This window comes from Flavobacterium humidisoli (assembly GCF_023272795.1).
In the GTDB taxonomy this organism is placed as follows: domain Bacteria; phylum Bacteroidota; class Bacteroidia; order Flavobacteriales; family Flavobacteriaceae; genus Flavobacterium; species Flavobacterium humidisoli.
On the sequence record NZ_CP096829.1, the window covers coordinates 4,232,298 to 4,257,144 of the forward strand.

Below are 24,847 nucleotides of genomic sequence, written 5' to 3' on the forward strand. Positions count from 1 at the left end.
ATCGGCAGGCAATTACAGCTGCAGAATTACAGATGCCAACGGCTGTTTTATAACTAAGAATTTTACCATCGGTACAACAAATACACTAGTGGCAAATACTAGTCAAGTTAATGTATTATGCAATGGATCAAATACAGGTTCCGCGTCTGTGGTTCCGTCTGGAGCACCTGGGCCATTTACTTATGTATGGTCTCCTTCTGGTGGAAATGGTGACACAGCCACTAATCTTATTGCAGGAGACTATTCAGTGACAATTACTTCTTCAAATGGATGTTCTATTGTTAAGAATTTCACAATTACTGAACCCACAGCAATTACTATAACTCCATCACAAACAAATGTTACCTGCAACGGTGGATCAAACGGATCTGCTTCTGTAACCGTAACTGGAGGAACTGGAACTTATACCTATGCATGGTCTCCTTCTGGAGGAACTGCAGCCGCCGCAAATGGACTTTCTGCTGGAACTTACACTGTAACTGTTAAAGACAGTAATCTATGCATCAAAACACAAAGTTTTACCATAGCAGAACCTGATGCACTTACACCATCAGTATCTCAAACAGATGTTTCTTGCAATGGTGGTTCAAACGGATCTGCAACTGTAAGCGTTACAGGAGGAACAGGCACCTATAGCTACCAATGGTCTCCTTCTGGCGGAACTAACGCAACTGCAAGCGGATTATCGGCGGGAACCTATACTGTTCTTATAAAAGATAGTAATTTATGTGAAACAACAGCAAGTGTAACTATTGGTGAACCTGCTGTACTTACAGCAACAATAGCCAAAACAGATGTTTTATGTAATCAGGCTAATAATGGTACTGCGACTGTAATTCCTTCTGGAGGAACTGGAACTTATACGTACTCTTGGTCTCCAACTGGCGGAACTGCAGCAACAGCAACTGGATTAGCTCCTAACACTTACACTGTCACAGTAACCGATGCAAATGGATGTTTTATAACTGAGTCTGTACAAATTACAGAGCCTACCACTCTTTCAGCTACAGACACACAAACAAACGTATCTTGCAACGGCGGCAACGATGGTATGGCTTCTGTAATTGCAAGTGGCGGAACAGGCAATTACAGCTATATATGGGCTCCTTTTGGTGGAACTGCTGCAACAGCAACTGGTCTTACAGCGGGAACTTATACGGTAACCATTACAGACGAAAACTTATGTTCTGTTACAAATACAATTGTAATTACAGAACCAGATGCTTTAAATTTAACAGCGACTCTCTCAGAAGTTTCATGCTATAATGGAAATAACGGATCGGCTACAGTAAACGTAACTGGCGGTACAGGATCTTACTCCTACTCTTGGTCTCCATCTGGAGGAACTGCTGCAACAGCAACAGGTCTTACAGCAGGAACTTATACTGTAACCGTTACAGATGCTCATTCTTGCAGTGCTTCATTAACTGTAGAAATATTGCAGCCAGCAAATCCTGTTACTTTAAATACTGCTGTTGTATCTGGAGTAACTGTAAGTAGCGCCTCTTTATCTGGAACTGCCTCTACAGACGGAATACAGATAGATAAAGGAGAATGTTTAACAGAAGTTGGTTTTGTATATGCACAGCATGCAAATCCTACTACAGCAGACACTAAAATAAATATTTCTGCCGCATTAGGAACATTTACAAATTCTTTATCTGGACTTAGAGGAAATAGAACTTATTATGTTAGAACTTATGCAATAAATAGTAATGGTTTTGTTAATTATGGAAACGAAGTTAGTTTCACGACTCAAAAATATACTCTTACTATAACTGCAGCAGCGGGACATACAAAAGTATACGGTACAGAAGATCCTTTATTTAGTTATACCCCTCTAGGTTTTGCTAACGGAGATACACCTTCAATAATTACAGGTCTGCTTTCTAGAGATGCTGGCGAAAATGTTGGAAAATACAATATTAAGCTAGGATCAATTAGTGCTGGCGCAGATTATGCAATTGCCTTTACTGGTGCTGAATTTGAAATTACTAAAGCTGACCAAACCATCACTTGGAACCAAACTTTAGAATTTGGCTGTGCAGATTCTAATAACGTGACTTTAACAGCGACAGCAGACAGCGGATTGCCAATTTCGTACACTATTGCAAATGCTGCATTAGGAACAATTTCTGGATCAGCATTAAACATCACCGGATCAGGAAGCTCAACAATTACAGCTGTACAAAACGGTGACCAGAATCACAATGCTGCTGCATCCGTGGTTAAACCAATAGAAGTAAGCCATTCTGGACTTGTAACACAACAGTGGGCAAATGTGCTATTCTTTGATAATAAATCTAACAATTACGCAGCATGGCAATGGTACAAAAACGGAGCAGCTGTTTCTGGTGCCACTCGTCAGTATTATAGCGAGGTTCAGCCTTTAAACGGCACTTATTATGTAATTGCAAAAGACAAAAACGGAAATTCAATTAAATCTTGTCCAATTGAGACTACTGGAACAGTTTTTACCAAAAAGATAAAAATCTATCCAAACCCAGTTAAACCTGGAGCTGAATTTACTTTAGAGTGTGATTTTAGCGATTCTCAATTAAATGGATCTGAGGTGGTTATTTATGACATTACAGGAAAATTAGTTCAGACTATTTCAAATGTAAAAGCCAAAAATGAAATCATCGCACCATCGCAGGCAGCCTTATATGTTGTAGTTCTTAAATTGGCTAACGGCCAGTTAAAAACAATTAACTTATTGGTGAAATAAAAATGAGATTTAATTTAAAATTACAAGCAATGAAAATTAAAACCACAATAGCCATACTACTACTGTGCAGTGTCACAATAAAAGCGCAGGAAATTAATGTCAAGATTAATGGAGGGCCATCAGGAATTCTCTATGATAGCACTCTTGGAGACGGAAAACTCAAATTTGGCGGAGGAATAGGTGTCGGTTACACCTATTTCTTCAGCAGCCACTGGGGAATTTCGACAGGAGTTGATGCAATGTACAATCAGAACAGCTTTGAACTCAACAACGGAACAACGATTTCGACTTACGAAGTTGATGACCAGACTTCTGCATTTGAGTATCAAGTAACGCCGACAAACTATAAAGAAGAACAGCATTTCATTTCTGTTGCAGTACCGCTTATGATGCAATACAGAACGTCAATTGCTCCTCAGACACAACTTTATTTTGGCTTTGGAGGAAAAATTCTGTTTCCAGCAAAACAAACGGCAAAAGCTTCTGCTTCTGAATTGCAGTTAAGTGGTTACTATCCTGATATTAACCTTCTAATTGATGACCTGCCTTCTCACGGATTTGGTAAAGTAACCAATTGGCAGGATAACGCAACCGTAAGCTTAGATCCTTCTTTTCTTTTAAGTGTTGAAACAGGTCTTACTTTCAAACTGAAAGAGAATACACAGCTTTACACTGGTGTATATCTGGATTACGGTTTAACAGAAATGGCAAAAGAAAATGCAAATCTTAACATCGTTGCATACAACCCAAACGGATTGGATAACATTCAAGCAAATGGTACGAGTGGCAATAGAAAAATTGTTCAAGAAAGCCGTTACTTTTCTGCTGGCGTTCAACTGAAATTAGGTTTTATGCTAAATAAAAACAAGCCAGAACCAGTAGCCGCCGTACAACAAAAAGAAGAAGTAGTGGCTAAGACTGAAGCGCCTGTTCAAGAAAAAGCCCCTGTACAGCAAAAAGTGGTTGAAACTCCTCCAGCTAAAAAGGAACTTACAACAACTGAGCGTACATACGTTGAAAAACCGCTTGCTTTCCAAGAAGTCGGAAATACCGATGTAACGCCACAATTGGCTACAAGACTAGATGAAATTGCTAAAATTCTAAAATCAAATAAAGACATAGACCTGAATATTACAGGATATACTTGCGATATAGGAACGGAAGCACGCAATCTTGAAATTGGAATGAAAAGAGCACAGGCAGTTTCAGATTATTTACAGAATAAAGGAATTGAATCTAATCGTATGCATTTATTTTCAAAAGGTGAAAGCGAACCTTTAGTTCCAAATACTCCAGTAGAAAATAGACCGCTGAACAGAAGAGTAACTCTTACATTGGTAGATAGATAAATTCTGAAAATCTATAGTTTTAAAAAGCATGAAAAGGAAATTTCTTTTCATGCTTTTTTTTTTGATAAAACTCAAATTATCAAGGTTAACATATAAAAACAAAAATTAAACAGTATGATTAGAATCATGTTTTGAAAGAAATGATGATAATATATTTACCCTATTAAAATTATATGCTTAAATATATTTTAAAACAAACTAGAAAATAAGTGTCAACAGCTTTTGTTAGTACAAAATTCAAGAATTAATATGGACAAGAATTTTTTAATACAGGAGATCATCCGATTGAAAAAAGAAAAAAATGCCATTATTCTGGCTCATTATTATCAAGATGAGAATATTCAGGAAATAGCAGATTTTATTGGAGACAGTCTTGAATTGGCTAAAAAAGCTCAAAACACAGATGCTGATATTATCGTTTTTGCAGGAGTTCATTTTATGGCAGAAACAGCAAAAATTTTAAACCCTAATAAAAAAGTTGTTTTGCCCGACTGGAATGCTGGCTGTTCACTTGCAGATGGCTGTCCGCCAGAAGATTTTAAATTGTTTAAAGAACAGCATCCCGATCACATTGTGGTTACTTATATTAACTGTTCTGCACAAATAAAAGCCATGAGCGACTTAGTCTGCACATCTTCAAATGCCAAAAAGATAATCGAATCTATTCCTGTAGAACAAAAAATAATATTTGCCCCAGATGAAAATTTAGGCAAGTATCTTCAAAAAGAAACCAAGCGCGAACTTGTCTTATGGAAAGGCTCATGCGTTGTGCACGAAGCCTTTTCATTAGACAAATTAATAGAGATATACAACAAAAATCCGACTGCAAAAATTGCAGCTCACCCTGAATCTGAAAGTCATATTTTAAAAGCAGCACATTACATTGGCTCGACTTCGGGAATTATTAATTTCATTAAAACGGATCCTGCTGCCGTTTTCATTGTGGCTACAGAAGCCGGTATCTTACATGAGCTTGCAAAAGCAGTACCTGATAAAACGCTGATCCCGGCTCCTACCACAGAAGACAACAGCTGTGCTTGTAGCGAATGTGCTTATATGAAAATGAATACACTCGAAAAATTGTATTTGTGCCTTAAAAATGAAAGACCAGAGATGCTTATTAAAGATGAACTGAGAATAGAGGCGCTAAAGCCTATTAAAAGAATGCTTGAACTATCATAAAAACGCAATAACCTTAAATCAAAATAACATGCTTAAAACAGATATACTTATCATCGGTTCTGGTATTTCGGGATTATTTTTTGCCATGAAAATAGCAAAAAAACGTCCAGACTTATCTATTGTTATAATGACGAAAGAAACAGCTAAAAATACCAATACACAGCTTGCTCAAGGAGGTATTGCTGTAGTTACTGATCATTTAAAAGACAGTTTTAATAAGCACATACATGATACGCTTCGTTCTGGAGGTGGTTTGTGTGATAAAGAAATTGTTAACATGGTCATTACGCAAGCTCCAGAAAGACTTCAGGAATTAATCGAAATTGGAACTTCTTTTGACAAAGATGAAAAAGGCCAATGGAATCTCGGTTTAGAAGGAGGACATTCACAACACAGAATATTACATCATAAAGACAGCTCCGGACAGGAAATTGAGAGTAAACTGCTCAAGATTATTAAAAAAATGCCCAATATTGAACTCTTAGAGAATCATATGGTCATTGATATCAATACCGAAACAAAAAAAGCTAAAACTACTTGTGCCGGAGTTTTCTTTTATGAAAAAAAATACAATCGCATCAAATACATGAGAACACGTACTATTGTTCTAAGTACAGGCGGATGCGGGCAGCTTTTTGAAAATACAACTAATCCTAAAATTGCAACGGGTGACGGACTTGCAATGGCGGCACGTGCGGGAGCAGAAATTGCAGATATGGAATACATGCAGTTTCATCCAACAGCTTTATTTACAGGAAAAGAAAATCCATTGTTTTTGATTTCGGAAGCTGTTAGAGGGTTTGGCGCTCATATTGTAAATGATGAAGGAAAAAGGTTTTTATTTAAATATGATATCCGAGGCGAATTGTCTACACGAGATATGGTTTCAACTGCCATTAGTAAAGAACTTCAATCGAGCGGAAAAAAACATGTTTATTTAGACTGTAGACATTTAGATCCAAAAGCTTTTTCAAATCAATTTCCTGTCATCACAGCACATTGCAACGCATTAGGAATTTACCCTGAAAAAGATTTAATTCCTGTTGTTCCTGCCGCACATTATCAATGTGGCGGTGTTCGAGTAGACAAAAATGGAGTGACGACAATAAAAAATCTTTACGCCATCGGTGAATGCGCTAGAACAGGTCTTCATGGCAAAAACCGTCTGGCATCAAATTCTCTTCTTGAAGGTTTAGTCTTTGCACATCAGGCTTCAGAAAATGTAGACAGAACTATTGCCGAATTTATTTTTTCATCCCAAATACTAATTCCGAAGTTTCCAAAGGCACATCAAGTTGACGATTATCTTGCTTTTGAAATACTTAAAAAAGAATTGCAAAAACTGGTGACCGCTTTCTACACAAGCGAAGAACGCGATGCCGAATTGGCTTTTGAAAAAATAAAAGAGCTTCATAATTATGCCGTTTCACTTACAGAAGCACACGAAATTATGATTCCGTTTATCGAATTTTCTAATATGATTGCGGTTTCTTTATTGATAATTAAGCAATGTAAAACTGCAACGGACCAAAAAATATGCTGAAACCAAAATTAATCTATACCCCTAACCATTATGAAACTAACAAGCAAAACAACCATTGGTGAAATCGTAGCAGATGATTTCAAAACAGCAGCCGTTTTTACAAAATTCCATATCGACTTTTGCTGCAAAGGACATCGAACAATCGAAGAAGTTTGCAAAAAAAGAGATATTGAAGAAAGTGCTCTTATTGAGCACATTGAAAAAGCAAGAAACAGTTCTGCCAATCAGTCTTTTGATTACAAAAGTTGGTCAGCCGACATGATTGCAGATTATATAACCAAAACCCATCATAGATATGTAGAAGAAAAGTCTCCTGTTATTTTGGAATATTTAAATAAATTGTGCGGTGTTCACGGTGCGATTCATCCTGAGCTTCATGAAATCCATACTATTTTTTCAAAAACGTATTTGGATCTCACGGCTCATATGAAACGAGAAGAGTTGGTTGTTTTTCCTTTTATAAAAAAAATGAAAATCGCACACAGTAAAGGTCAAGAACTGGAAACACCGCCTTTTTTATCTATCGAAAATCCCATTACAACATTAAAAGAGGATCATATAACCGAAGGACAGCGTTTTAAAAGAATTGTGGCATTAACCAATAATTATACACCGCCCCTTGACTCATGCAATACTTATAAAGTTGCTTTTCTGATGCTGGAAGAATTTGATAAAGATTTAAAGAAGCATATACATCTGGAAAACAATATCTTATTTCCAAAAGCAATTGAACTTGAAAAAACATTTGAAAAAGTGTCTTAAATTAAAAGAATACCATGGAAAAATATGTAATCAAACGCAATGGAGATTATAAGCCTTTTGAAGCTTATAAAATTCAGGATGCCATTCAGAAAGCCTTTCAAAGCGTCAATCAGCCTATAGACAAGAGGATTTTTAAAACCGTTCTTTCTAGTCTTGAGGTAAAGTTTTCGTGGCCTGTAGAAGAAATTCAGGATATGATAGAAAGAGCGCTTTTTGAAAATGGATACTTCCAAACCATGCGTTCGTTTATAATTTATCGTCATACTAGAAAATTACAACGAGAACATATTAATGGTTTAAATGATGACACTACCGACATAGACAGTACGCAGACTGTTGAAGAATACATTAATCAATCCGATTGGAGAATTAATGCCAATGCTAATATTTCGTATTCAAACGCTGGCCTAGTCAGCAATACCGCAGGAAAAGTTATTGCCAATTATTGGCTCGATAAAATATACAATAAAGAAGAAGGTTCTGCTCATAGGAATGGCGACATACACATCCATGATTTGGATTGTCTTACCGGATACTGCGCTGGTTGGAGCCTACGTGTGCTATTAAATGAAGGTTTTAATGGCGTACGCGGCCGTGTCGAGAGCAGACCTCCTTCTCATTTTAGAGAAGCATTGGGGCAAATGGCTAATTTCTTAGGGATTTTGCAAAGCGAATGGGCAGGCGCTCAGGCTTTCAGTTCTTTTGATACGTATTTGGCTCCTTATGTCTTTAAAGATCAGCTTTCTTACGAAGAAGTTTTAAAAGGAATTAGAAGTTTTGTTTACAACCTAAATGTGCCTGCGCGTTGGGGACAATCGCCTTTTACAAACATTACTTTGGATTGGAATGTTCCCGAAGATTTAAAAGAACAGATTCCGACAAGAAATGATCAGCATTTGTTTTTGAATGTAAATGATAAAAATCTAATTACTGAAGCCAAAAACAGAGGTGCTCAAAAATTGATAGACTTAAAATATGGAGATTTCCAAAAAGAAATGAATCTCATTAATAAAGCCTATTATACGATTATGACCGAAGGAGATGCAAACGGACAGCCGTTTACGTTTCCGATTCCAACAGTAAATATTACAGAAGATTTTGACTGGCAAGGAGAAAATGTTGATTTATTATTTGAAAATACAGCTAAAATAGGTTCCTCTTATTTCCAGAATTTTATTGGAAGCCAATATATTTTGGATGAAAATGGAAATCGAATTGAAAATCCAGAAGCTTACAAACCAAATGCCGTACGAAGTATGTGCTGCCGATTACAGCTCGATTTAAGAGAATTATTGAAACGCGGAAATGGTCTTTTTGGTAGTGCAGAAATGACGGGAAGCATTGGTGTGGTAACCATAAACATGGCGCGTCTAGGATATTTGCATAAAGGAAATATCATTAGTTTATTTGAACATTTAGACGAATTGCTTCAAATAGCCAAATCTACTTTAGAGAAAAAAAGAATCTTTATCCAGCAAATGTACGACCGCGGACTTTATCCGTACACACAGCGCTATCTGAAACATTTTAAAAATCACTTTTCTACCATTGGAGTAAACGGAATGAATGAAATGGTGCTCAACTTTTCTGAAGGAAAACAAAATATAACGGACACCTCGGGAATACATTTCGCTACAGAAATCCTAGATCATATTCGATTGCGAATGAAGGAGTTTCAAGAAGAAACTGGCAATCTTTACAACCTAGAAGCAACACCCGCAGAAGGAACAACGTATCGTTTTGCAAAAGAAGATAAAAAGCGTTTTCCAGAGATTCTTCAAGCGGGACAAAACGAGAATATTTACTATACCAATAGTTCACAAATTCCGGTCGATTATACCGATGATCCTTTTGAAGCTTTATTACTTCAAGACGAATTGCAATGCAAATATACTGGCGGTACAGTTTTACATCTTTATATGAGAGAAAAAATAAGCAGTCCAGAAGCCTGCAAAAACTTCGTAAAAAAAGTTTTAACCAGCTTTAAACTGCCATACATTACCGTAACACCAATTTTCAGCATCTGCCCTATTCATGGCTATCTAAACGGAGAACATGAATATTGTCCAAAATGCGACGAAATTTTACTCAATAAAAACAATCAAAAACACTTGGCTTATGAAAACGAAAACGCTTAAAATTCTAGAAGAAAAAAAATCCCAAAGAAGCAAATGTTTGGTTTATACACGTGTAATGGGATATCACAGACCTGTAGAAAGTTTTAATATTGGAAAAAAAGGTGAACACCAACAGCGTACCCATTTCGAAGAAAGCATTATCTATTAAAGGAATATTTAGCCTCACGCCTTTTACTTTATTAGATTATCCGCATAAAACAGCCTGCATAGTGTGGTTTGCGGGCTGTAACATGCGGTGTTTATACTGCTACAATCCAGAGATTGTTTTAGGAAAAGGAAAAATAGATTTCGATTCTGTTCTTTTGTTCCTTAAAACGAGAAAAGGCTTATTAGACGGAGTAGTTTTAAGCGGTGGCGAATGCACTTTACACAAAAAAATAATTGATTTCATAAAAGAAATCAAAGCAATGGGATTTGAGGTTAAAATAGACACCAACGGTTCCAATCCAAAAATATTAAATAGCCTGATTCGTGATCAATTAATTGATTATGTCGCGTTAGATTATAAAAGTCTTCCTCATACCTTTAAAAAACTAACGCAGTCAGGCTTATTTTCTGAATTTGAAGAAAGTTTACAACTCTTGATTCAATCGAAAATTCCATTTGAAATCCGTACCACTTTTCATTCTTCTTTAATTAAAGAAAATGATTTTGTGAATATGATTGCCTATTTAGAATCAAAGAATTTTGAAGGAAACTATTATGTACAGCATTTTATGAATAATGTGCCAACACTTTCAAAACTAGACGATTCGAATAAAGAAATACAGCTTAAAGATTTTTCAACTCCAAAAATAAAAGTTATTTTCAGAGATTGATCACTCAAAATGAATACGTTATGACTTTACATCATTTTGTACTTATAATTCATCTACTAGCGGCGACAATTTGGGTTGGCGGACATTTACTTTTAGCTATTTGTTATCTTCCAACAGCATTAAAGAAAAAAGATCCGCAGATTATTTTAAATTTTGAAAAAAAATTTGAAACACTAGGCATGTCTTCTCTTGCTTTATTAATTATTACAGGAATCTGGATGGCGTATGATTTTGGCATAAAAGCAGAAACCTGGTTTCATTTTTCGAGCGGATTTGAAAAAGTAGTTTCCATAAAACTGATTTTACTTTTCTGCACTTTTATCTGTGCCGTGTGCGCGCAATTTTTTGTTATTCCGAATCTTAATAAAAATAATATTTATAGAATTGCCATAATTATTTTAACGGTTACTTCAATAGGAGTTGCAATGCTGGCTTTAGGATCGACATTGCGTTATGGCGGAATTTAATTAACTCAACTAACTGATTTTTAATGTAAACGCAATCTCGATTTTTTTGAGATTGCGTTTTTTACTTTACAACCTATTAATTATGACATCATACCTACAAGTATGGGCCCGAAAGCAGTCAATAGTATATTGGCCAAAGCGTAGGGAATAGTATAACCTAAAACGGGAAATTTACTGCCCGATGCATCTTGAACTGCTTTTAATCCAATTGTTGATGTTCCTGCACCTGTTTGAGCGCCAAGTAAGATGAGGGGATTTATTTTTAATATATATCTTCCAAAATACAGTCCGATGATATGAGGAATTAAGGCTACAGCCACACCGGCTATTAAAATACCAAATCCGGTTTCTTTAAGACCTGAGATAAAACTTGGACCAGCGGCTAGACCAACGAGTCCAATAAATGCTGCAAGACCAACGTTGTCAAATATCCACAAGGCTGGTTCTGGAATTCTGCCAAAAACTGGAGTTCTTGAATGCAGCCAGCCAAAAACTAGTCCCATTACCAACGCACCGCCACTTGTGGTTAAAGTTACCGAAACTCCAAATAAAGTTACCGAAAGCAAACCTAAAAGTCCACCAAGGACAATACCCAAACCAACAAAAATAATATCAGTCTCTGGGCTTAAACGATCCAGATAACCTATTTCCTTCGCTGCTTCTTCCAGTTTTGCAGGTCTGCCTGAAAGATTCAAAATATCACCTCTATTTAAAACCGTTTTCGATTCGAGCGGTATTTCATGATTTTCTCTCGTTATTTTGTTTAGCATTAATCCATGATAAAAACTGCTTTTTCGAAGCAACTTTACCGTCATCCCTTCTATTGCATTATTGGTGATTGTAACATCTAAATGTGCTAGTGGGAAATTTAACAATTCTTCGTCCAATACTTCTGGCCCAATAGAAAAGAGACTGTCCAAAATGATTCCATGCTGTCCCATAATAACCATTACATCATCTTTTTGAATTATAGTATCGGGTTTTGGATCTAGCAATTGATTTTTATGGCGTATCCTCTGAATCACAATATTCTTATTAGATATCAATCTTTCAAATTCGCTTATACTAATTCCAGTCCATTTCTCATTTGTTATTCTATAGGCTCGAATAATCCACCTCTGATAAGCGCTTTTCATTCCTGGACCATATTCAGTTTCTCCTGAAATGGTTTCAGCTATTTTATCGCTTTCTTGAACTAAATCAATGCCAAGCAATTTTGGAGCAATTCCAGTTAGAAAAAAAACAAAAGATGCCGCACCTACAAGATAAGTTACAGAATAGGCTACAGGAATATTATTGATTAATCTGCTTTTTTCTGCATCAGCAAGATTTAAGTGGCTAATAGCATCTGAAGCGGTACCAATTACAGTCGATTCAGAAAACGCTCCTGCCAATAATCCCGCCGCTGTTCCTACATCATACCCTAAAAAAGTAGAGATAGAATATGCCACTAATAGGCAGGATAAACAAATTACCAAAGTGAGCAGTAATTGCGGAAATGCATTTTTTTTAAAACCTTGAAAAAATTGAGGGCCAACTTTATATCCTGTAGAAAACAGGAAAAAATCAAAGAAAATAGTTTTTACAATATCTGGAATTTCAATATCCAACTGACCAATTAGCACTCCAGCAAACAAAGTTCCTAATACGACACCAATTTTAAATGTACCGATCTTAATACGTCCTATTAAGAATCCAAGAGCCAAGCATAAGAAAAGTGCCAGTTCAGAATGTGCTCTAAGTATAGCTGTAACCATATTGCCTTTTTTTCATATAAATTTAATCAAAAAAAACAAGCAACGGACTATATTTCAATTATTTACAACTAATTAATAATAGAATGCAAACTACAATCTCTCTATCTTAAAATAAGCAAGTTCCTCTTGGTTTCTTATCAGATTGCTTAATCGTTTAAACCCAACTTTCTGCAGCACATTTTGCGATCCGGCATTCTCAAGATCAGTTATGGCTACAACTTCATTTGTCTTTGTATTTTCAAAACTATATTGCGTTATAGCCCTGCATACTTCTGTAGCAAAACCTTTTCCCCAGTATTCCCTGCTAAGCACATACCCGATCTCTATCTGATCTGTATTGTGTACAAAAATACGAGCAACACACATTCCTATAAAACTATTATCTACAGGGTTGAATATCGCCCATCGGCTAAGATTTTTGTTTTTATAATTTTCTTGCAGTTCGTTAAACATTTCGGCACATCTTTCTGGTGAAGTATCAGGAAGATATTGCGTTACCTGCTTATCTTTAAAAAGATTTAAGAATGTCTGTTTTTCCTCAGGCAGAAATTCGCGGATAATTATTTTTGGGCTTTGATAAATAATATGCATTGGCTGTATTAAAATAAATGAATTAGAAGCTGTGTTCTAAAATTAGCAACAGAATTTTTCTTTTGTAAATATATCGAAATTTTCCAACCACAGAATCATTCGCTGGCGCGAGGGAGCAAAACAAAATTAAAAATAGTTGGAATCTTTCATCCAGGTGATTTGATCATCTTCATGAAATATTGGACAAAGAATTATACTTTTATCGCCTTTCTCATTGATAATGTACCAATCTGTAGCAGTATCAACTATTAAATCAAGAAATTTTTTTTCTTCTTCTGATTGAGCAAAAATCAAATCATCATCTTCAACTCCTTCGCCTAATAAAATACTGTCTTTTATAGAGAATTTTATAAAGTTTGCTAAATGCTCATTTTCAGATGATTCAGCCGAATAATCAAATTTAAATGAAATATCTCCTGAACTCCTCATATCCCAGTTGGTTTCAACAATAGATCCAATATTAAGGTCTCTCCAGTACAATTCGAACTTCTTCATTTCTTTTTAGTTTATTTTAATTCCCCATTTATAAAACATTCTAAACCTACATCAACCACTCACTAACCAACTTTCTATACGTCTCTCCTATTGGCAAAGCATTCCCGCTTTTCATTAAAATCTGGTTTCCGTCAATAACTTTTATTTTATCTTTTGGGATAATATACGAACGATGAATTCGAATAAACTGATCCGGAAGTTTCTCCAAAATATCTTTCATGTTCTCCAATGCCATAATCTTTTCGTCATTAGTATGAATACGGATATAATCTCGTAATCCTTCAATATATAAAATATCGTTTAATGCAATTTTATAGTGCTTTCGGTCAGCTTTTACAAATAGAAAATCAGCTCCAGATTTTTCGTTAGTTTGAAAAGTTTCCTGCCAACGAATGAACTTTTCTACACTTTGGTAAAATCGATTAAAAGTAATGGGTTTCAACAAATAATCAATCACATGAAATTGAAAAGCTTCAAGCGCATATTGTGGATAAGCCGATGTAATGATAAAATTATATTTCTGATTGAACATCTGCATCAATTCAATTCCAGTCAATTGTGGCATCTGAATATCAATAAAAATCAAATCGACCGACTCTGTATTTAAAACTTCAATTGCTTTAAAGACATCGCTGTCTGCATACAGAACATTTAACCTTGAAATTTTTGATGCGTAATCGGCAATTAATTTTACAGCAAATGGCTCGTCATCCAGAATAATGCAGTTTATTTTTTTAGTCATTTTAAATCTATTTCTAATTCAGCCGTGAAATGGTTTTCTTCTTTGGTGATTATTAATTGGTGTTTTTCGGGATAATGAATTTGTAAACGTTTTTGCAAATTATCCAATCCAATCCCTCCCAAACTATCCTTTTTTTGTGTTCCGATTTTATTCTTCACTTTAAAAATTAATTTTTCAGAAGAAACTTTTAGCTGAATTTCTATTGGTTCTGACTCTGAAACGGCTCCGTGCTTTAAAGCATTTTCTACCAATGGTGACAAAATGTATGGCGGAATTTCTTCAAATTCATTTTTGATATCGACATTAAAATCAACTCGAACATTGTCCTGATGCCTTAATTGTTCCAGTTCAATATACGCTTTAATATAAGCAACTTCGTCTGAAAGTTTAATCTTTTCTTTCTGAGATTCATAAGTTGTAAAACGCATAATCTGGCTCAATTTATCAATTGCAATTAACGACTTATCTGACTGAAAATAAACCATTGAATAAATGTTATTTAAAGTATTAAATACAAAGTGCGGATTGATCTGAGCTTTCAAAAATTTGATTTCGGTATTCTTATTTTCTTCTAGAATAAGCTTGTTATATTCTAAAAGACGAATCGAATAAATAACAAACCAAAGAAACGAACTCAAAATAATCGCCATACTGCTGTAATGCAAATTGTCGAGCATATAATTCAGAAAATTAACATTGGTATAATTTACTTTATCAAATAAAAGTTTGGTTATAATTTGCTCAAAAAAGAATCTCAGAAAAGTAAAAACCAGATACGAAACAAAAACTCCTGCAAAAAGCCTTTCCCATTTAAAAGTCTTAAAAACCGTTTTCATTACAATCAAATAATTAAAATAGAACGTAATAATAAAAACGATAAAGTAAGTACAAAGAAAAAGATCAGGTAAAAAAAATTGTCTCCCAATCGGGTTTTTCACGAAAGTGAAATAAAAAATTAAAATCCAATAAATAAAATGAATTAGACATTCTAGTTTTTTGGTAACGGTTCCTTTATACATTCGGTATATTTTTAAAACAAAGATATACATTCAATAAAAAGCATTTTAACGGGTTTGCAGATAAATCGAAGGGGTTTGTCGATAAAAGTGGTTTTTGGGTTTTAATTCTAACAGTTTTGTCCTGTAATTAATTTTTAAACCATGAACAGAATCATTTTAGTATCAGTCTTATTCCTATTTCAAATTAACGCCTTTGCCCAACAATTTTCTGTAAAAGGAAAAATCATCAATCAAAACAAAACGCCGTTGGAGTTTGCAACTGCTACTTTATTAAACCCCGATAAAACTTTATACCAGCAAGCTTCAACAGACAGTTTGGGAAATTTTGCACTGAAAGCAGAAAAAGGAAATTATCTGCTCCTAATAGAACAATTTGGAACTGAATTTAGTAATCAATCCATTCATATCCATCAAGATATTGATCTAGGAACATTGGAAGTAAAAGAGCAGATTCAGCTTGATGGCGTGACTTTAAAGTCAAGAAAAAAACTGGTAGAGCAAAAAGTAGATCGTTTGGTTTTTAATGTCGAAAACTCTGTGGTTGCCACTGGCGGAACTGCTTTGGATGCTTTAAAATCTACGCCAACAGTGAGAGTTCAGAACGAAACGATTTCTATTGTTGGAAAAGGAGAAGTTTTGGTTATGATTGATGATCGTTTGAATAAAATGACTCAGGAAGATCTAGTTGCATTTTTAAGATCGATTCCAGCAGATAACATTAAAAGTATTGAAGTAATTACAACGCCTCCAGCAAAATATGAAGCGGAAGGAAATAGCGGTTTAATCAATATTAAATTGAAGACCGCTAAAGCGAATTCATGGACCGCTAATCTCGGAGCTGCTTATGCACAAAGAAGTTATGAAAGCGGAAACATAAACGGATTGTTTATTTACAATTACAATAAACTTTCGCTTCAAGCTTCTATTAATAAAGGAACAGAACAATTTCGCACGACCTCAGACAACCGAATTTATTATCCTAATGAAGTTTGGAAACAAGATATTGCAAACAAATCAAAAACAGATTTATTGAGTCTTGGTTTTGGTGCCGATTATAAACGGACTGAAAATTGGACTTCTGGAGTAAAATATTTAGGAAGTTTTAATAATAGAACTTCAGCAAATAATCCGTTGACAACTCGTTATAATGCAGCAGGAGAAATCAATTCTTATGTATTTTCTAATGTAAATGCACAGAACAAACCGCAAATGAATTCGGTTAACTGGAATAATGTTTTTAATTTAAATAAAGAAGGCAAAAACATTACGGTTGATTTGGATTACTTCAACTATCAAAAAGACGATTCGCGTGCATTTTCAGGAAATGAAGTGGATAATCAGAAAGAAAATATTCTTGGAACTTATTTTGCGGCAATTAATTCTAATTTGAACCGATTAAAAAATTATTCGGCAAAAATGGATGTTTCTCTTCCTTATTCTTGGGCGAATATTAGCTTTGGCGGAAAAGGATTTTATACGAACACTAAAAATAATCTAACGGTTTTTGACAACGAAACTGGAACTCCAATTCTGAACACAAATTACTCTAATATATTCACTTACAAAGAATACAACGAAGCAATCTATTTTTCTGCAAACAAAAAATTAAGCGAAAAATGGGAAACGCAAATTGGTTTAAGAACCGAAGCCACACAAACAGAAGGTTATTCTGAAAACCTAGATCAAACCCATAAAAACAATTATATAAAATTGTTTCCAACGGCGTATGTGACTTACAATGCGAATGATAGCAACTCATATTCTATAGATTACAGCCGAAGAATTCGCAGACCTGATTTTGATTATTTGAATCCGTTTGTGATTAGAACCAGTCCGTTTTACTATTCTGAAGGAAATCCGTTTTTGAAGCCTTCTATTATAGACAACTTACAATTCTCCTATATTCGCAATCAAAAATGGGTTAATAATGTCTATTTTTCTCAAGTTTCTGATTTCGGTCAAGAATTAGCAATTATTGATCCTGAAACCAATATCACGAAAAGTACGCCTATCAATTACGCTGACACTTACCAAATCGGTGTTTCAACCTATTACAATTTCAATAAATATCCATGGTTGAACAGCTTTATGGGATTCAATTTAAACTATCAAAATGTAAAATCGAGAACGAATCTAATTGCTTCTGTAGATGGTTATAACGGTTACATTTACACCAATAATGATTTTACAGTAAATCAATCAAAAACTCTTTTTCTAGGTTTAAATTATGGTTTGCAATTGCCAGGACGCTATCAAGTTTTTAATATTTCGACTTTAAATATTTTGGATGTTTCAGTGAAATTTCTAGCATTAAAAAAGAATCTATCGATTACTTTAACCGGAGAAGATGTATTGAATGCACAAAAACCTTTAATTTCTTATTATTCAAACGGAATTAAAAATACAATGAAAAATTATGGCGATTCAAGAGCTTTTAGAATTGCTTTAAGCTACAAATTCGGAAACCAAAGTGTAAAATCTAATGAAAGAAATTTTGGAAATGAAGAGGAAAGGAATCGAGCGAACTAATTTATTACAATCATTTTAATTAAGATAAGCAGCTTCAAATGTTACTCTTTTAGAGTATCTGACGCTGTTTTATCTATTTAAAAAACAGTCAAATAAATAAAAAAGTAAAATTTATTTGTATATATGACCAATCGGTCATATCTTTGCATCGTTAAATACAACCTATTATGACAAAAGGTGAAGAAACCAGACAATTTATTATAGAAAAAGCCGCTCCTATCTTTAACACAAAAGGAATTGCAGCTACTTCTATGAGCGATATTATGGAGGCAACCAAACTGTCTAAAGGAAGTATGTATGTTCATTTTGAAAATAAGGATGTTTTGGCTTGTGCTGCCGTAGATCATAATATGAAAATATTAAGCTCTAAACTGGAAACGGCACTTAGAGAAGGAAAAAAAGCCAAAGACCAGCTTTTTGCTTATATCGATTTTTTTAGTAATCCGATCAATCCACCAGTAATTGGCGGATGTCCTTTGCTAAACTTTGGAACAGAAGCCGACGATACGAACCCGATTGTAAAAGAAAAAGTAAACAACGCCATCAAACGTGGACAGCTGCTTTTAACTTCGATTATAGAAAAAGGAATCGCAGACAAAGAATTTGATCCTGATTGGAATGCATCAGAATTTGCCATTGCGCTTTTTGCCATGCTTGAGGGAGGCCATTTAATGTCTCGTATGTCTGGCAATAACGATAATATGAAAACAATAGAAAAAACGCTTAAAAAAATTATATCTGAAAAATTGATATAATTTTTTTCAGCCTAAAAATGACCGATTGGTCATTTTTGAAATTAATTAATTATAAAAACAAATACCATGTCAAAAACAATTTTAATTACAGGAGCTTCAAAAGGATTTGGAAGAGCTTGGGCAGAAGCTTTTTTAGCTAAAGGATACAATGTAGCAGGAACTGCTAGAAACCTTGAAACCTTAAACGATTTAAAAGAAAAATACGGAAATGCAATTTTACCTTTAAAATTGGATGTAAATAACCGTCAAGAATCATTAGAAGTAGTTCAAAAAGTAAAACAGCATTTTGGAACAATTGATGTTTTGATCAACAATGCCGGTTACGCGCTTACAGGTGCTGTAGAAGAAGCAAGCGAACAAGAAGCGAGAGAGCAATTTGAAACGAATTTCTTTGGAACTTTGTGGCTAACACAAGCGGTGCTTCCTATTATGAGAGAGCAAAAAAGCGGTCACATTATTCAAGTTTCATCCATTTTAGGATTGGCAACTTTACCAACAGCAATGGGACTGTACAGCGCTTCTAAATTTGCTGTAGAAGGTTTAAGCGAAACGTTAGCATCAGAAGTAAAACAATTCGGAATTAACGTAACTTTATTAGAACCAAACGGATACGAATCTAATATCTGGCATACTGGAATTACTAGCGAAAGTTTACCGTATTATGACGAAATCAAAAAAGCTCTAGCTGAAAGAGAAAACATATTCGGAAAAGTGCAGGCAACAGCTCCAGCAGTTGTGAATTTGGTAGAATCAGAAAATCCGCCGTTACGATTGTTGTTAGGAAAAGTAGCGTTACCATTCGTAAAACAAAGCTACGAGCAAAGATTAGAAAACTGGGAAAAATGGAATGACGTTTCAGTTGAAGCCCATGGTTAATTAGTTCATACCTTTTAGCAAAAAAAATGATTCAAAATCAAATTATCATTCCGTAGGAATGTTTCATTGGTAGAAAAAAAAATGGCAAGCATTTTTACGTTCCGTAGGAACGTTTGATATGCATTATTATGAAAAATGTTAAAAACAAACGTTCCTACGGAACAAAATAATTTATGCAAACATAAAAACGGGGTTGTCTCAAACTTAGTGACAATCCCGTTTATTTTGTTCATTTTTCTTAGAAAGCTCTTCTATATTTATTCATAATTGTTTTGAACAAATCTTTATTGGATGGCGGCGAAAGCACAATTGCTCTCGAACCAGAATTTATAGATTCTTCGATATTATGTAAACTTTTCCCGCCAGTTGCCATTACAGGAAAATCGGGAAATTTAGCCGTAATTTCTTTTACAATTTTAGCAGTATGTGCTCCTCCAGAAACATGAAAAATATTTACTCCTGCATCGATTTTTCCTTTCAAAAAATTATAATCAGATGAAGCAACAGTTGCTACAATTGGTATCGCAATTTTTTCTCTTATTTTCTTAATGTCTTTATTTTCAAACGGAATATTAACAATAATTCCTGCAGCTCCAGCCTCTTCTGCATAAATTGCCATTTCTACCGATTTTTTCCCTTTAGTTGTTCCGCCTCCAACACCACATACGATAGGTTTTCCTGCAAAATCAATCAACGTTTTGATTATTTTAGGAGATGGCGGAAAAGGATAAACAGCCAAAATAGCATCGGAATCATTATTTTCTATAAGTGCCATATCTGTAGAGAAGAGAAACGATTTTAATTTTTCATTTCCTAATTGTAATCCTCGACAGTTTTTACTAATCAATTCTGGTGTAGAAAGTGCTTTATTTACAGTCTTGCTTCTTCTAAATAATCTATCCCAGAGAGAAATTTTCTTCTTATTTCCCCAAAATGATTCTGAAATTAAATTGATTTCCATGGTCGTAATTTTTGCATTATGACCAAATTTAGAACATTGAAATTTATTTTATTTATAAAATAAGAGCGAAAAATTATATTTTGTAATGAGTTAAGGAAAATTTGTAGTGAAATAAAATCTGCCGTATAGTGTAATGAAAAAGCTAGCAAAAAGTAGAATTCAATATTTCAAAATATAACCAAACAAGAAATAATTTAAAATGGGATTATCATTCCGTAGGAATGTTTGATTGGTAGAAAAAAAAGACAACCACATTAACGTTCCGTAGGAACGTTTGATATACGCCACCATAAAAAATGATAAAAACCAAACGTTCCTGCGGAACGTAAAACAATGACAACAAAATAGTTCTACCAACCAAATGTTCCTACGGAACAAAGAGATATTTTACTTGAAAAGATTTTAATTTTTAGTCTTTTTCTTTTTAGACTTTTTCCCTTTCTTCCACCAAATAATAAATCCCGTAATAGGCAAAGAAGCTCCAATCAAACTGACCAAACTCCAGATTATTTTCCCTGTAATACCAAAGAAAACTCCTGTATGGAGATCATGATTACTGGCTTCATAAACATCGGCTGCGTTATTGTCTTTGTATAATTTAGTGCGAAGCATCTGTCCTGTTTTTCCATCAAAGAAAAGCGTGTTTTGGTTTCTTGCCCAATCATTTGGATACGTCATTCTTAATCGCAATTCTCCTGTTTTTCTTATCGAAAATGAAACTGAAGTTGCGCCAGGATATTTTGCATTAGCACTTTCGTAGATATTATTATAACGAACAGGAATTGTAGTCGAATCTATTTTAGCAGTAGAAACTACTTCATCACCTTTTCTAAGTTTACTTCCTGTCACTATGCTCACGCCTTTTTTTACAGCATCGTATTTAAAATACGTTCCCGAAAAAGCAATTAAAAGCAAAAATAAAGAAGCGTAAAATCCTAAAACTTGATGCAGATCGAAATTTACTCTTTTAAAAGAACCGCTCCACTTTATTTTTAAAGATTGTTTAATTAAACGTCTTTGATTTGGAAACCATAAAATTAATCCCGTAATCAGCATAACAATGAAAATTACAACGGACCATCCTTGAATAAATTCACCAACTTCTCCCAATAACAAAGTGCGGTGTATTTCCAGAACCGTATTGAGCCAGTCTGCTCCTTTCTGGTTTATTAAAGTACCATCGTACGGATTAAAATAATAGGTCTTTTTCTTTTTTGTCGAAATTTGAACTGTGGCATTCGGTTCTTTTTTGTCAATTTTTAGAGCCGTGATTTTCTGCTTCGGTTCCAGACGTTCATAATTTTCAATTATAGTTTTTAAACCTATAAATGGCTTTTCCTGAACAGGAACGTGAAGATATTCTTTCTGCGAAAAAACACGAATTTCTTCTTCAAAAACATAAAGAAATCCGGTAATGCTCACTATAAAAACAATGAGGCCCGATGCTAAACCGAGCCACAAATGTATTTGTCTAATAGTATTTTTAAAACCTTGGGTCATAATTTGCAATAAAATCCAAATGTAGATAATATGATTCTAAATGACGAATTGTAATCTTAGAATTTAAACGTAATATTTCCTGTAACTCTCGTTGGGTTTTGAGCCGCTAAACGATAAGACCAGTATTTTTCGTTGGTGAGATTATCTACTTTTAATCCTAATCTAAATTTTGGTCTATCATAAAACACAGAAGCATCCAAAACGGTATAAGAAGGAATACTAAATTTAAAAGTTGAAGTATTCGTTTGATAATATTCGCTTCCATAAATTCCTCCAAAACCAAATCCAAGACCTGAAGCAGCACCTTCTGTCAATCTATAACTTGCCCAAAGATTGGCCGTTGTAGGCGAACCAGCAGTTGTTGGCCTTAAACCATTAATGCTCGGATTTGCTTTTGTATATTTACTGTCATTGTACGTGTAACCTGCAACGATATTTAAACCTTTAATTGGATTTGCAATGAATTCAGCTTCAAAACCTTTACTTAATTGCGTTCCGTCCTGAATCTGAAAGTTGATGTGATCTGGATCATCACGAGTAACATTGGTTACTTTGATATCGTAATAGCTAAAAGTTGCGCTAATTTTATTAAAGCCAAATTTAACTCCACCTTCTAATTGATTGGCTTGATTTGGTTTGAAAGTATTTCCGTCAAAATCAGATCCGCCAACATTGTTGAATCCGTTCATGTAATTTCCGAAAACAGAAACCTTATCTTTAACCACTTGATAAACCGCTCCCAATCTCGGAGAAAAGGCCGTTTGATTATAATTTCCAGCAATAGAATCGCGACTTGGATAATACACTCCCTTATTGATATAACGGTCAGCTCTAACACCTGCCATTACCAATAATTTATCTGTAACATTCAACACATCAGAAACATACGCACTATAAGTTCTTTCGTCATTCGATACCAAATTAGTGTATGTTGCATTTGCAAATAAAGGCTCTATTTTATTGATTGTAAAATTGTTGTATGCATCTCCAGGTTTTCTAAAGTTAAGCGCTGGCATGTTTACCGTTGCATCGTTGCGTGTCGCGCGAAGACTGTAAAAATCTAAACCTGCCACTACTCTATTACGCAATTTGCCTATTTTAAAGTCTCCGTTGAAATTCTGCTGAATATCTGTACCATAATAGGGATAATCTTGATTGGTAACTTGCTGTCTAAGAGTTTCATTACTTAACATCGTCAAAGCCACAACATATCCTTCAGATGAAGATCTTGTACGGGAAACGATGGTCTGTGAAGTCCACTCTTCTGAAATTTTATACTTCAATTGAGCAAAAATATTGTACTGCTGACCTGTATAGTTTACGGTATTATTTGCAAAAGAAAGCTTATACGGAATTCCTAATTCTTCTATGCTGTGAGCAGTCGCATCTGCTTTTGTATAAGGCGCTAACCTTGTTGGAGACGTTCCTTTAGAAACACTAAACTCAGCATCAATTAACAAAGTCAGACTTTCATTTACTTCATAAGAAAAACTTGGCGCGATGAAAAAACTTTTATTAAAACCTGCGTCTTGAAAGCTTCTCTCGCTGTGCAATGCCGTATTAATTCTAAAAAGAGCCGTTTTGTCTTCATTAAGAGGCGTATTAATATCAGCCGTTAAACGGTTCAAATCCCAATCGCCAGCCGAATAAGAAACCTCTCCTTTAAAGAAATTAAAAGGCTTTTTAGTAACTCTATTAAACAATCCGCCAAAAGAAGAAATAGTACTTCCAAACAAAGTTGCCGATGGTCCTTTGATAACTTCAATACGCTCTAAATTGGAAGGATCAATTGTATTATAGGTAAAACTTCCAACCCCATTTCTTACTAATTGAGGCGTTGCAAAACCTCTAGAAATGTTAGTCGTTCTACCTTGATTTCTCACTTCGGCAATACCTGCGCCAGGAACGTTTTTAAAAGCACTGTTGTAATCTGTAATCACTTGCTCTTTCATCAATTCCTTACTAACAATAGTATAAACCTGAGGATTCTCCATGTTTTTGAGTTTCATTTTAGAAACCTCTTCACTTTCTTTTCTTGCAAATCGGTTTCCTCCAGAGCTTACAATTACTTCTTCTAATTTTTGCGAAGTGTAGGCCATTTCAAAATCAAGAGTAACTTCTGTGTTATTCTGATCCACAATAACAGAAACTGGAGAAGATTCGTAACCATTCAATTTTATTTCAACAAAATAGGTTCCAAAAGGAATATTTTTTAATTGATACGCACCATCAGAATCGGTCGTTGTAGTTTTATTTAGTTCTGAAATTTTCACTGTTGCACCTTGTAAAAAATTTCCGTCTTTAAGAACAGCCTTACCAGAAATTGTACCAACAGTTGATTGAGAAAAAGCCGTTTCTGAACAGGAGAAAAGAATCAAAAAGGCAACAAACACTTGACTTATAACATTGTTTTTAAGTGTTTTAAAAATTGTTTTCATATAAAATTTATAATTTATCCTTATTTAGACTGGTTACAAATATATAAATGAGAACTGACTTCTTAGAAAAAGATTAAAACTTTCTTAAAAAAAAATTAAAAGCAAACAATACTATTTTCTTGCTTTCGAAAAGAGCTACTGCTTAAAAGATTACACATTAAAATCTTTTTTTTTTTTGAACAACCATTTTATACCAT

Annotated in this window: 19 protein-coding genes and 1 pseudogene; 12 read left to right on the forward strand and 8 right to left on the reverse strand. The window is 34.5% G+C overall.

Annotated elements, in window-relative coordinates; translation table 11 throughout:
• Nucleotides 1-109: 109 nt before the first annotated feature.
• The 9 genes and pseudogenes from M0M44_RS23945 to M0M44_RS18330 all read left to right on the forward strand — a co-directional run.
• A pseudogene (locus tag M0M44_RS23945) lies at nt 110-2,728 on the forward strand (MBG domain-containing protein); the annotation flags it as partial.
• 29 nt (nt 2,729-2,757) lie between these two features.
• Nucleotides 2,758-4,077 carry an OmpA family protein gene (locus tag M0M44_RS18300; RefSeq protein WP_248726976.1) on the forward strand — a complete coding sequence of 440 codons (1,320 nt, stop codon included), beginning with the start codon at nt 2,758-2,760 and terminating at the stop codon, nt 4,075-4,077.
• Nucleotides 4,078-4,326: 249 nt separating this feature from the next.
• Nucleotides 4,327-5,259: a quinolinate synthase NadA gene (nadA, locus tag M0M44_RS18305; protein WP_248726977.1), complete on the forward strand. Its 933-nt coding sequence runs from the start codon at nt 4,327-4,329 to the stop codon at nt 5,257-5,259.
• Nucleotides 5,260-5,287: 28 nt separating this feature from the next.
• The gene (gene nadB, locus M0M44_RS18310) at nt 5,288-6,802 is read left to right on the forward strand and encodes an L-aspartate oxidase (RefSeq protein ID WP_248726978.1); all 1,515 of its coding nucleotides are present in this window, start codon (nt 5,288-5,290) and stop codon (nt 6,800-6,802) included.
• Between the two features lie 30 nt (nt 6,803-6,832).
• Nucleotides 6,833-7,564, forward strand: a complete 732-nt coding sequence (gene ric, locus M0M44_RS18315) for an iron-sulfur cluster repair di-iron protein (protein WP_248726979.1) — start codon at nt 6,833-6,835, stop codon at nt 7,562-7,564.
• A 14-nt stretch (nt 7,565-7,578) separates the two neighbouring features.
• The gene (locus M0M44_RS18320; protein WP_256469707.1) at nt 7,579-9,702 is read left to right on the forward strand and encodes a ribonucleoside triphosphate reductase; all 2,124 of its coding nucleotides are present in this window, start codon (nt 7,579-7,581) and stop codon (nt 9,700-9,702) included.
• Nucleotides 9,683-9,850, forward strand: a complete 168-nt coding sequence (gene nrdD / locus M0M44_RS23855) for an anaerobic ribonucleoside-triphosphate reductase (RefSeq protein WP_172426906.1) — start codon at nt 9,683-9,685, stop codon at nt 9,848-9,850. Before M0M44_RS18320 ends, nrdD begins: the two co-directional genes overlap by 20 nt.
• Nucleotides 9,792-10,520: an anaerobic ribonucleoside-triphosphate reductase activating protein gene (locus M0M44_RS18325; protein ID WP_248726980.1), complete on the forward strand. Its 729-nt coding sequence runs from the start codon at nt 9,792-9,794 to the stop codon at nt 10,518-10,520. The genes nrdD and M0M44_RS18325 overlap by 59 nt, the downstream gene beginning before the upstream one ends.
• Before the next feature lie 20 nt (nt 10,521-10,540).
• On the forward strand, nt 10,541-10,987 hold the full coding sequence (locus M0M44_RS18330) for a copper resistance protein CopD (RefSeq protein ID WP_248726981.1): 447 nt from the start codon (nt 10,541-10,543) through the stop codon (nt 10,985-10,987).
• Nucleotides 10,988-11,067: 80 nt separating this feature from the next.
• Here the strand turns inward: M0M44_RS18330 and aspT are convergent, their stop codons facing one another.
• The 5 genes from aspT to M0M44_RS18355 all read right to left on the reverse strand — a co-directional run bounded on the left by aspT (nt 11,068) and on the right by M0M44_RS18355 (nt 15,591).
• Nucleotides 11,068-12,744: an aspartate-alanine antiporter gene (gene aspT, locus M0M44_RS18335; RefSeq protein ID WP_248726982.1), complete on the reverse strand. Its 1,677-nt coding sequence runs from the start codon at nt 12,742-12,744 to the stop codon at nt 11,068-11,070.
• Between the two features lie 90 nt (nt 12,745-12,834).
• Nucleotides 12,835-13,335: a GNAT family N-acetyltransferase gene (locus M0M44_RS18340; protein WP_248726983.1), complete on the reverse strand. Its 501-nt coding sequence runs from the start codon at nt 13,333-13,335 to the stop codon at nt 12,835-12,837.
• 126 nt (nt 13,336-13,461) lie between these two features.
• Nucleotides 13,462-13,830 (reverse strand): hypothetical protein, encoded by a 369-nt coding sequence (locus M0M44_RS18345; protein ID WP_248726984.1) that lies wholly within the window; start codon nt 13,828-13,830, stop codon nt 13,462-13,464.
• Between the two features lie 46 nt (nt 13,831-13,876).
• Nucleotides 13,877-14,572 (reverse strand): LytR/AlgR family response regulator transcription factor, encoded by a 696-nt coding sequence (locus M0M44_RS18350; RefSeq protein WP_248726985.1) that lies wholly within the window; start codon nt 14,570-14,572, stop codon nt 13,877-13,879.
• The gene (locus M0M44_RS18355; protein WP_248726986.1) at nt 14,569-15,591 is read right to left on the reverse strand and encodes a sensor histidine kinase; all 1,023 of its coding nucleotides are present in this window, start codon (nt 15,589-15,591) and stop codon (nt 14,569-14,571) included. The genes M0M44_RS18350 and M0M44_RS18355 overlap by 4 nt, the downstream gene beginning before the upstream one ends.
• A 141-nt stretch (nt 15,592-15,732) precedes the next feature.
• Between M0M44_RS18355 and M0M44_RS18360 the strand changes: the two genes are divergently transcribed.
• The 3 genes from M0M44_RS18360 (at nt 15,733) to M0M44_RS18370 (ending at nt 19,751) form a co-directional block, all read left to right on the forward strand.
• A complete protein-coding gene (locus tag M0M44_RS18360; RefSeq protein ID WP_248726987.1) occupies nt 15,733-18,120 on the forward strand; it encodes a TonB-dependent receptor in 2,388 nt (795 codons plus the stop codon).
• A gap of 167 nt (nt 18,121-18,287) precedes the next feature.
• Entirely contained in the window at nt 18,288-18,875 is a 588-nt protein-coding gene (locus tag M0M44_RS18365) for a TetR/AcrR family transcriptional regulator (protein ID WP_248726988.1), read from the forward strand.
• 66 nt (nt 18,876-18,941) lie between these two features.
• Nucleotides 18,942-19,751 (forward strand): SDR family NAD(P)-dependent oxidoreductase, encoded by an 810-nt coding sequence (locus M0M44_RS18370; RefSeq protein WP_248726989.1) that lies wholly within the window; start codon nt 18,942-18,944, stop codon nt 19,749-19,751.
• 238 nt (nt 19,752-19,989) lie between these two features.
• On the opposite strand, the gene M0M44_RS18375 is transcribed toward M0M44_RS18370, so the two are convergent.
• The 3 genes from M0M44_RS18375 to M0M44_RS18385 all read right to left on the reverse strand — a co-directional run bounded on the left by M0M44_RS18375 (nt 19,990) and on the right by M0M44_RS18385 (nt 24,650).
• Complete coding sequence (locus tag M0M44_RS18375; RefSeq protein WP_248726990.1) at nt 19,990-20,712, reverse strand: beta/alpha barrel domain-containing protein; 723 nt, start codon at nt 20,710-20,712, stop codon at nt 19,990-19,992.
• Nucleotides 20,713-21,114: 402 nt separating this feature from the next.
• A complete protein-coding gene (locus M0M44_RS18380; protein ID WP_248726991.1) occupies nt 21,115-22,212 on the reverse strand; it encodes a PepSY-associated TM helix domain-containing protein in 1,098 nt (365 codons plus the stop codon).
• A 56-nt stretch (nt 22,213-22,268) separates the two neighbouring features.
• Complete coding sequence (locus M0M44_RS18385) at nt 22,269-24,650, reverse strand: TonB-dependent receptor (RefSeq protein ID WP_248726992.1); 2,382 nt, start codon at nt 24,648-24,650, stop codon at nt 22,269-22,271.
• Between the last annotated feature and the right edge of the window lie 197 nt (nt 24,651-24,847).

Coding starts and splice junctions, on each gene's coding strand:
- M0M44_RS18350 (WP_248726985.1), bottom strand. CDS start 14,572: ATGACTAAAAAAATAAACTGCATTATTCTGGATGACGAGCCATTTGCT.
- M0M44_RS18320 (WP_256469707.1), top strand. CDS start 7,579: ATGGAAAAATATGTAATCAAACGCAATGGAGATTATAAGCCTTTTGAA.
- M0M44_RS18385 (WP_248726992.1), bottom strand. CDS start 24,650: ATGAAAACAATTTTTAAAACACTTAAAAACAATGTTATAAGTCAAGTG.
- M0M44_RS18340 (WP_248726983.1), bottom strand. CDS start 13,335: ATGCATATTATTTATCAAAGCCCAAAAATAATTATCCGCGAATTTCTG.
- nadA (WP_248726977.1), top strand. CDS start 4,327: ATGGACAAGAATTTTTTAATACAGGAGATCATCCGATTGAAAAAAGAA.
- M0M44_RS18355 (WP_248726986.1), bottom strand. CDS start 15,591: ATGTATAAAGGAACCGTTACCAAAAAACTAGAATGTCTAATTCATTTT.
- M0M44_RS18330 (WP_248726981.1), top strand. CDS start 10,541: ATGACTTTACATCATTTTGTACTTATAATTCATCTACTAGCGGCGACA.
- nadB (WP_248726978.1), top strand. CDS start 5,288: ATGCTTAAAACAGATATACTTATCATCGGTTCTGGTATTTCGGGATTA.
- M0M44_RS18300 (WP_248726976.1), top strand. CDS start 2,758: ATGAAAATTAAAACCACAATAGCCATACTACTACTGTGCAGTGTCACA.
- M0M44_RS18345 (WP_248726984.1), bottom strand. CDS start 13,830: ATGAAGAAGTTCGAATTGTACTGGAGAGACCTTAATATTGGATCTATT.
- nrdD (WP_172426906.1), top strand. CDS start 9,683: ATGAAAACGAAAACGCTTAAAATTCTAGAAGAAAAAAAATCCCAAAGA.
- M0M44_RS18360 (WP_248726987.1), top strand. CDS start 15,733: ATGAACAGAATCATTTTAGTATCAGTCTTATTCCTATTTCAAATTAAC.
- M0M44_RS18375 (WP_248726990.1), bottom strand. CDS start 20,712: ATGGAAATCAATTTAATTTCAGAATCATTTTGGGGAAATAAGAAGAAA.
- M0M44_RS18365 (WP_248726988.1), top strand. CDS start 18,288: ATGACAAAAGGTGAAGAAACCAGACAATTTATTATAGAAAAAGCCGCT.
- M0M44_RS18380 (WP_248726991.1), bottom strand. CDS start 22,212: ATGACCCAAGGTTTTAAAAATACTATTAGACAAATACATTTGTGGCTC.
- aspT (WP_248726982.1), bottom strand. CDS start 12,744: ATGGTTACAGCTATACTTAGAGCACATTCTGAACTGGCACTTTTCTTA.
- M0M44_RS18370 (WP_248726989.1), top strand. CDS start 18,942: ATGTCAAAAACAATTTTAATTACAGGAGCTTCAAAAGGATTTGGAAGA.
- ric (WP_248726979.1), top strand. CDS start 6,833: ATGAAACTAACAAGCAAAACAACCATTGGTGAAATCGTAGCAGATGAT.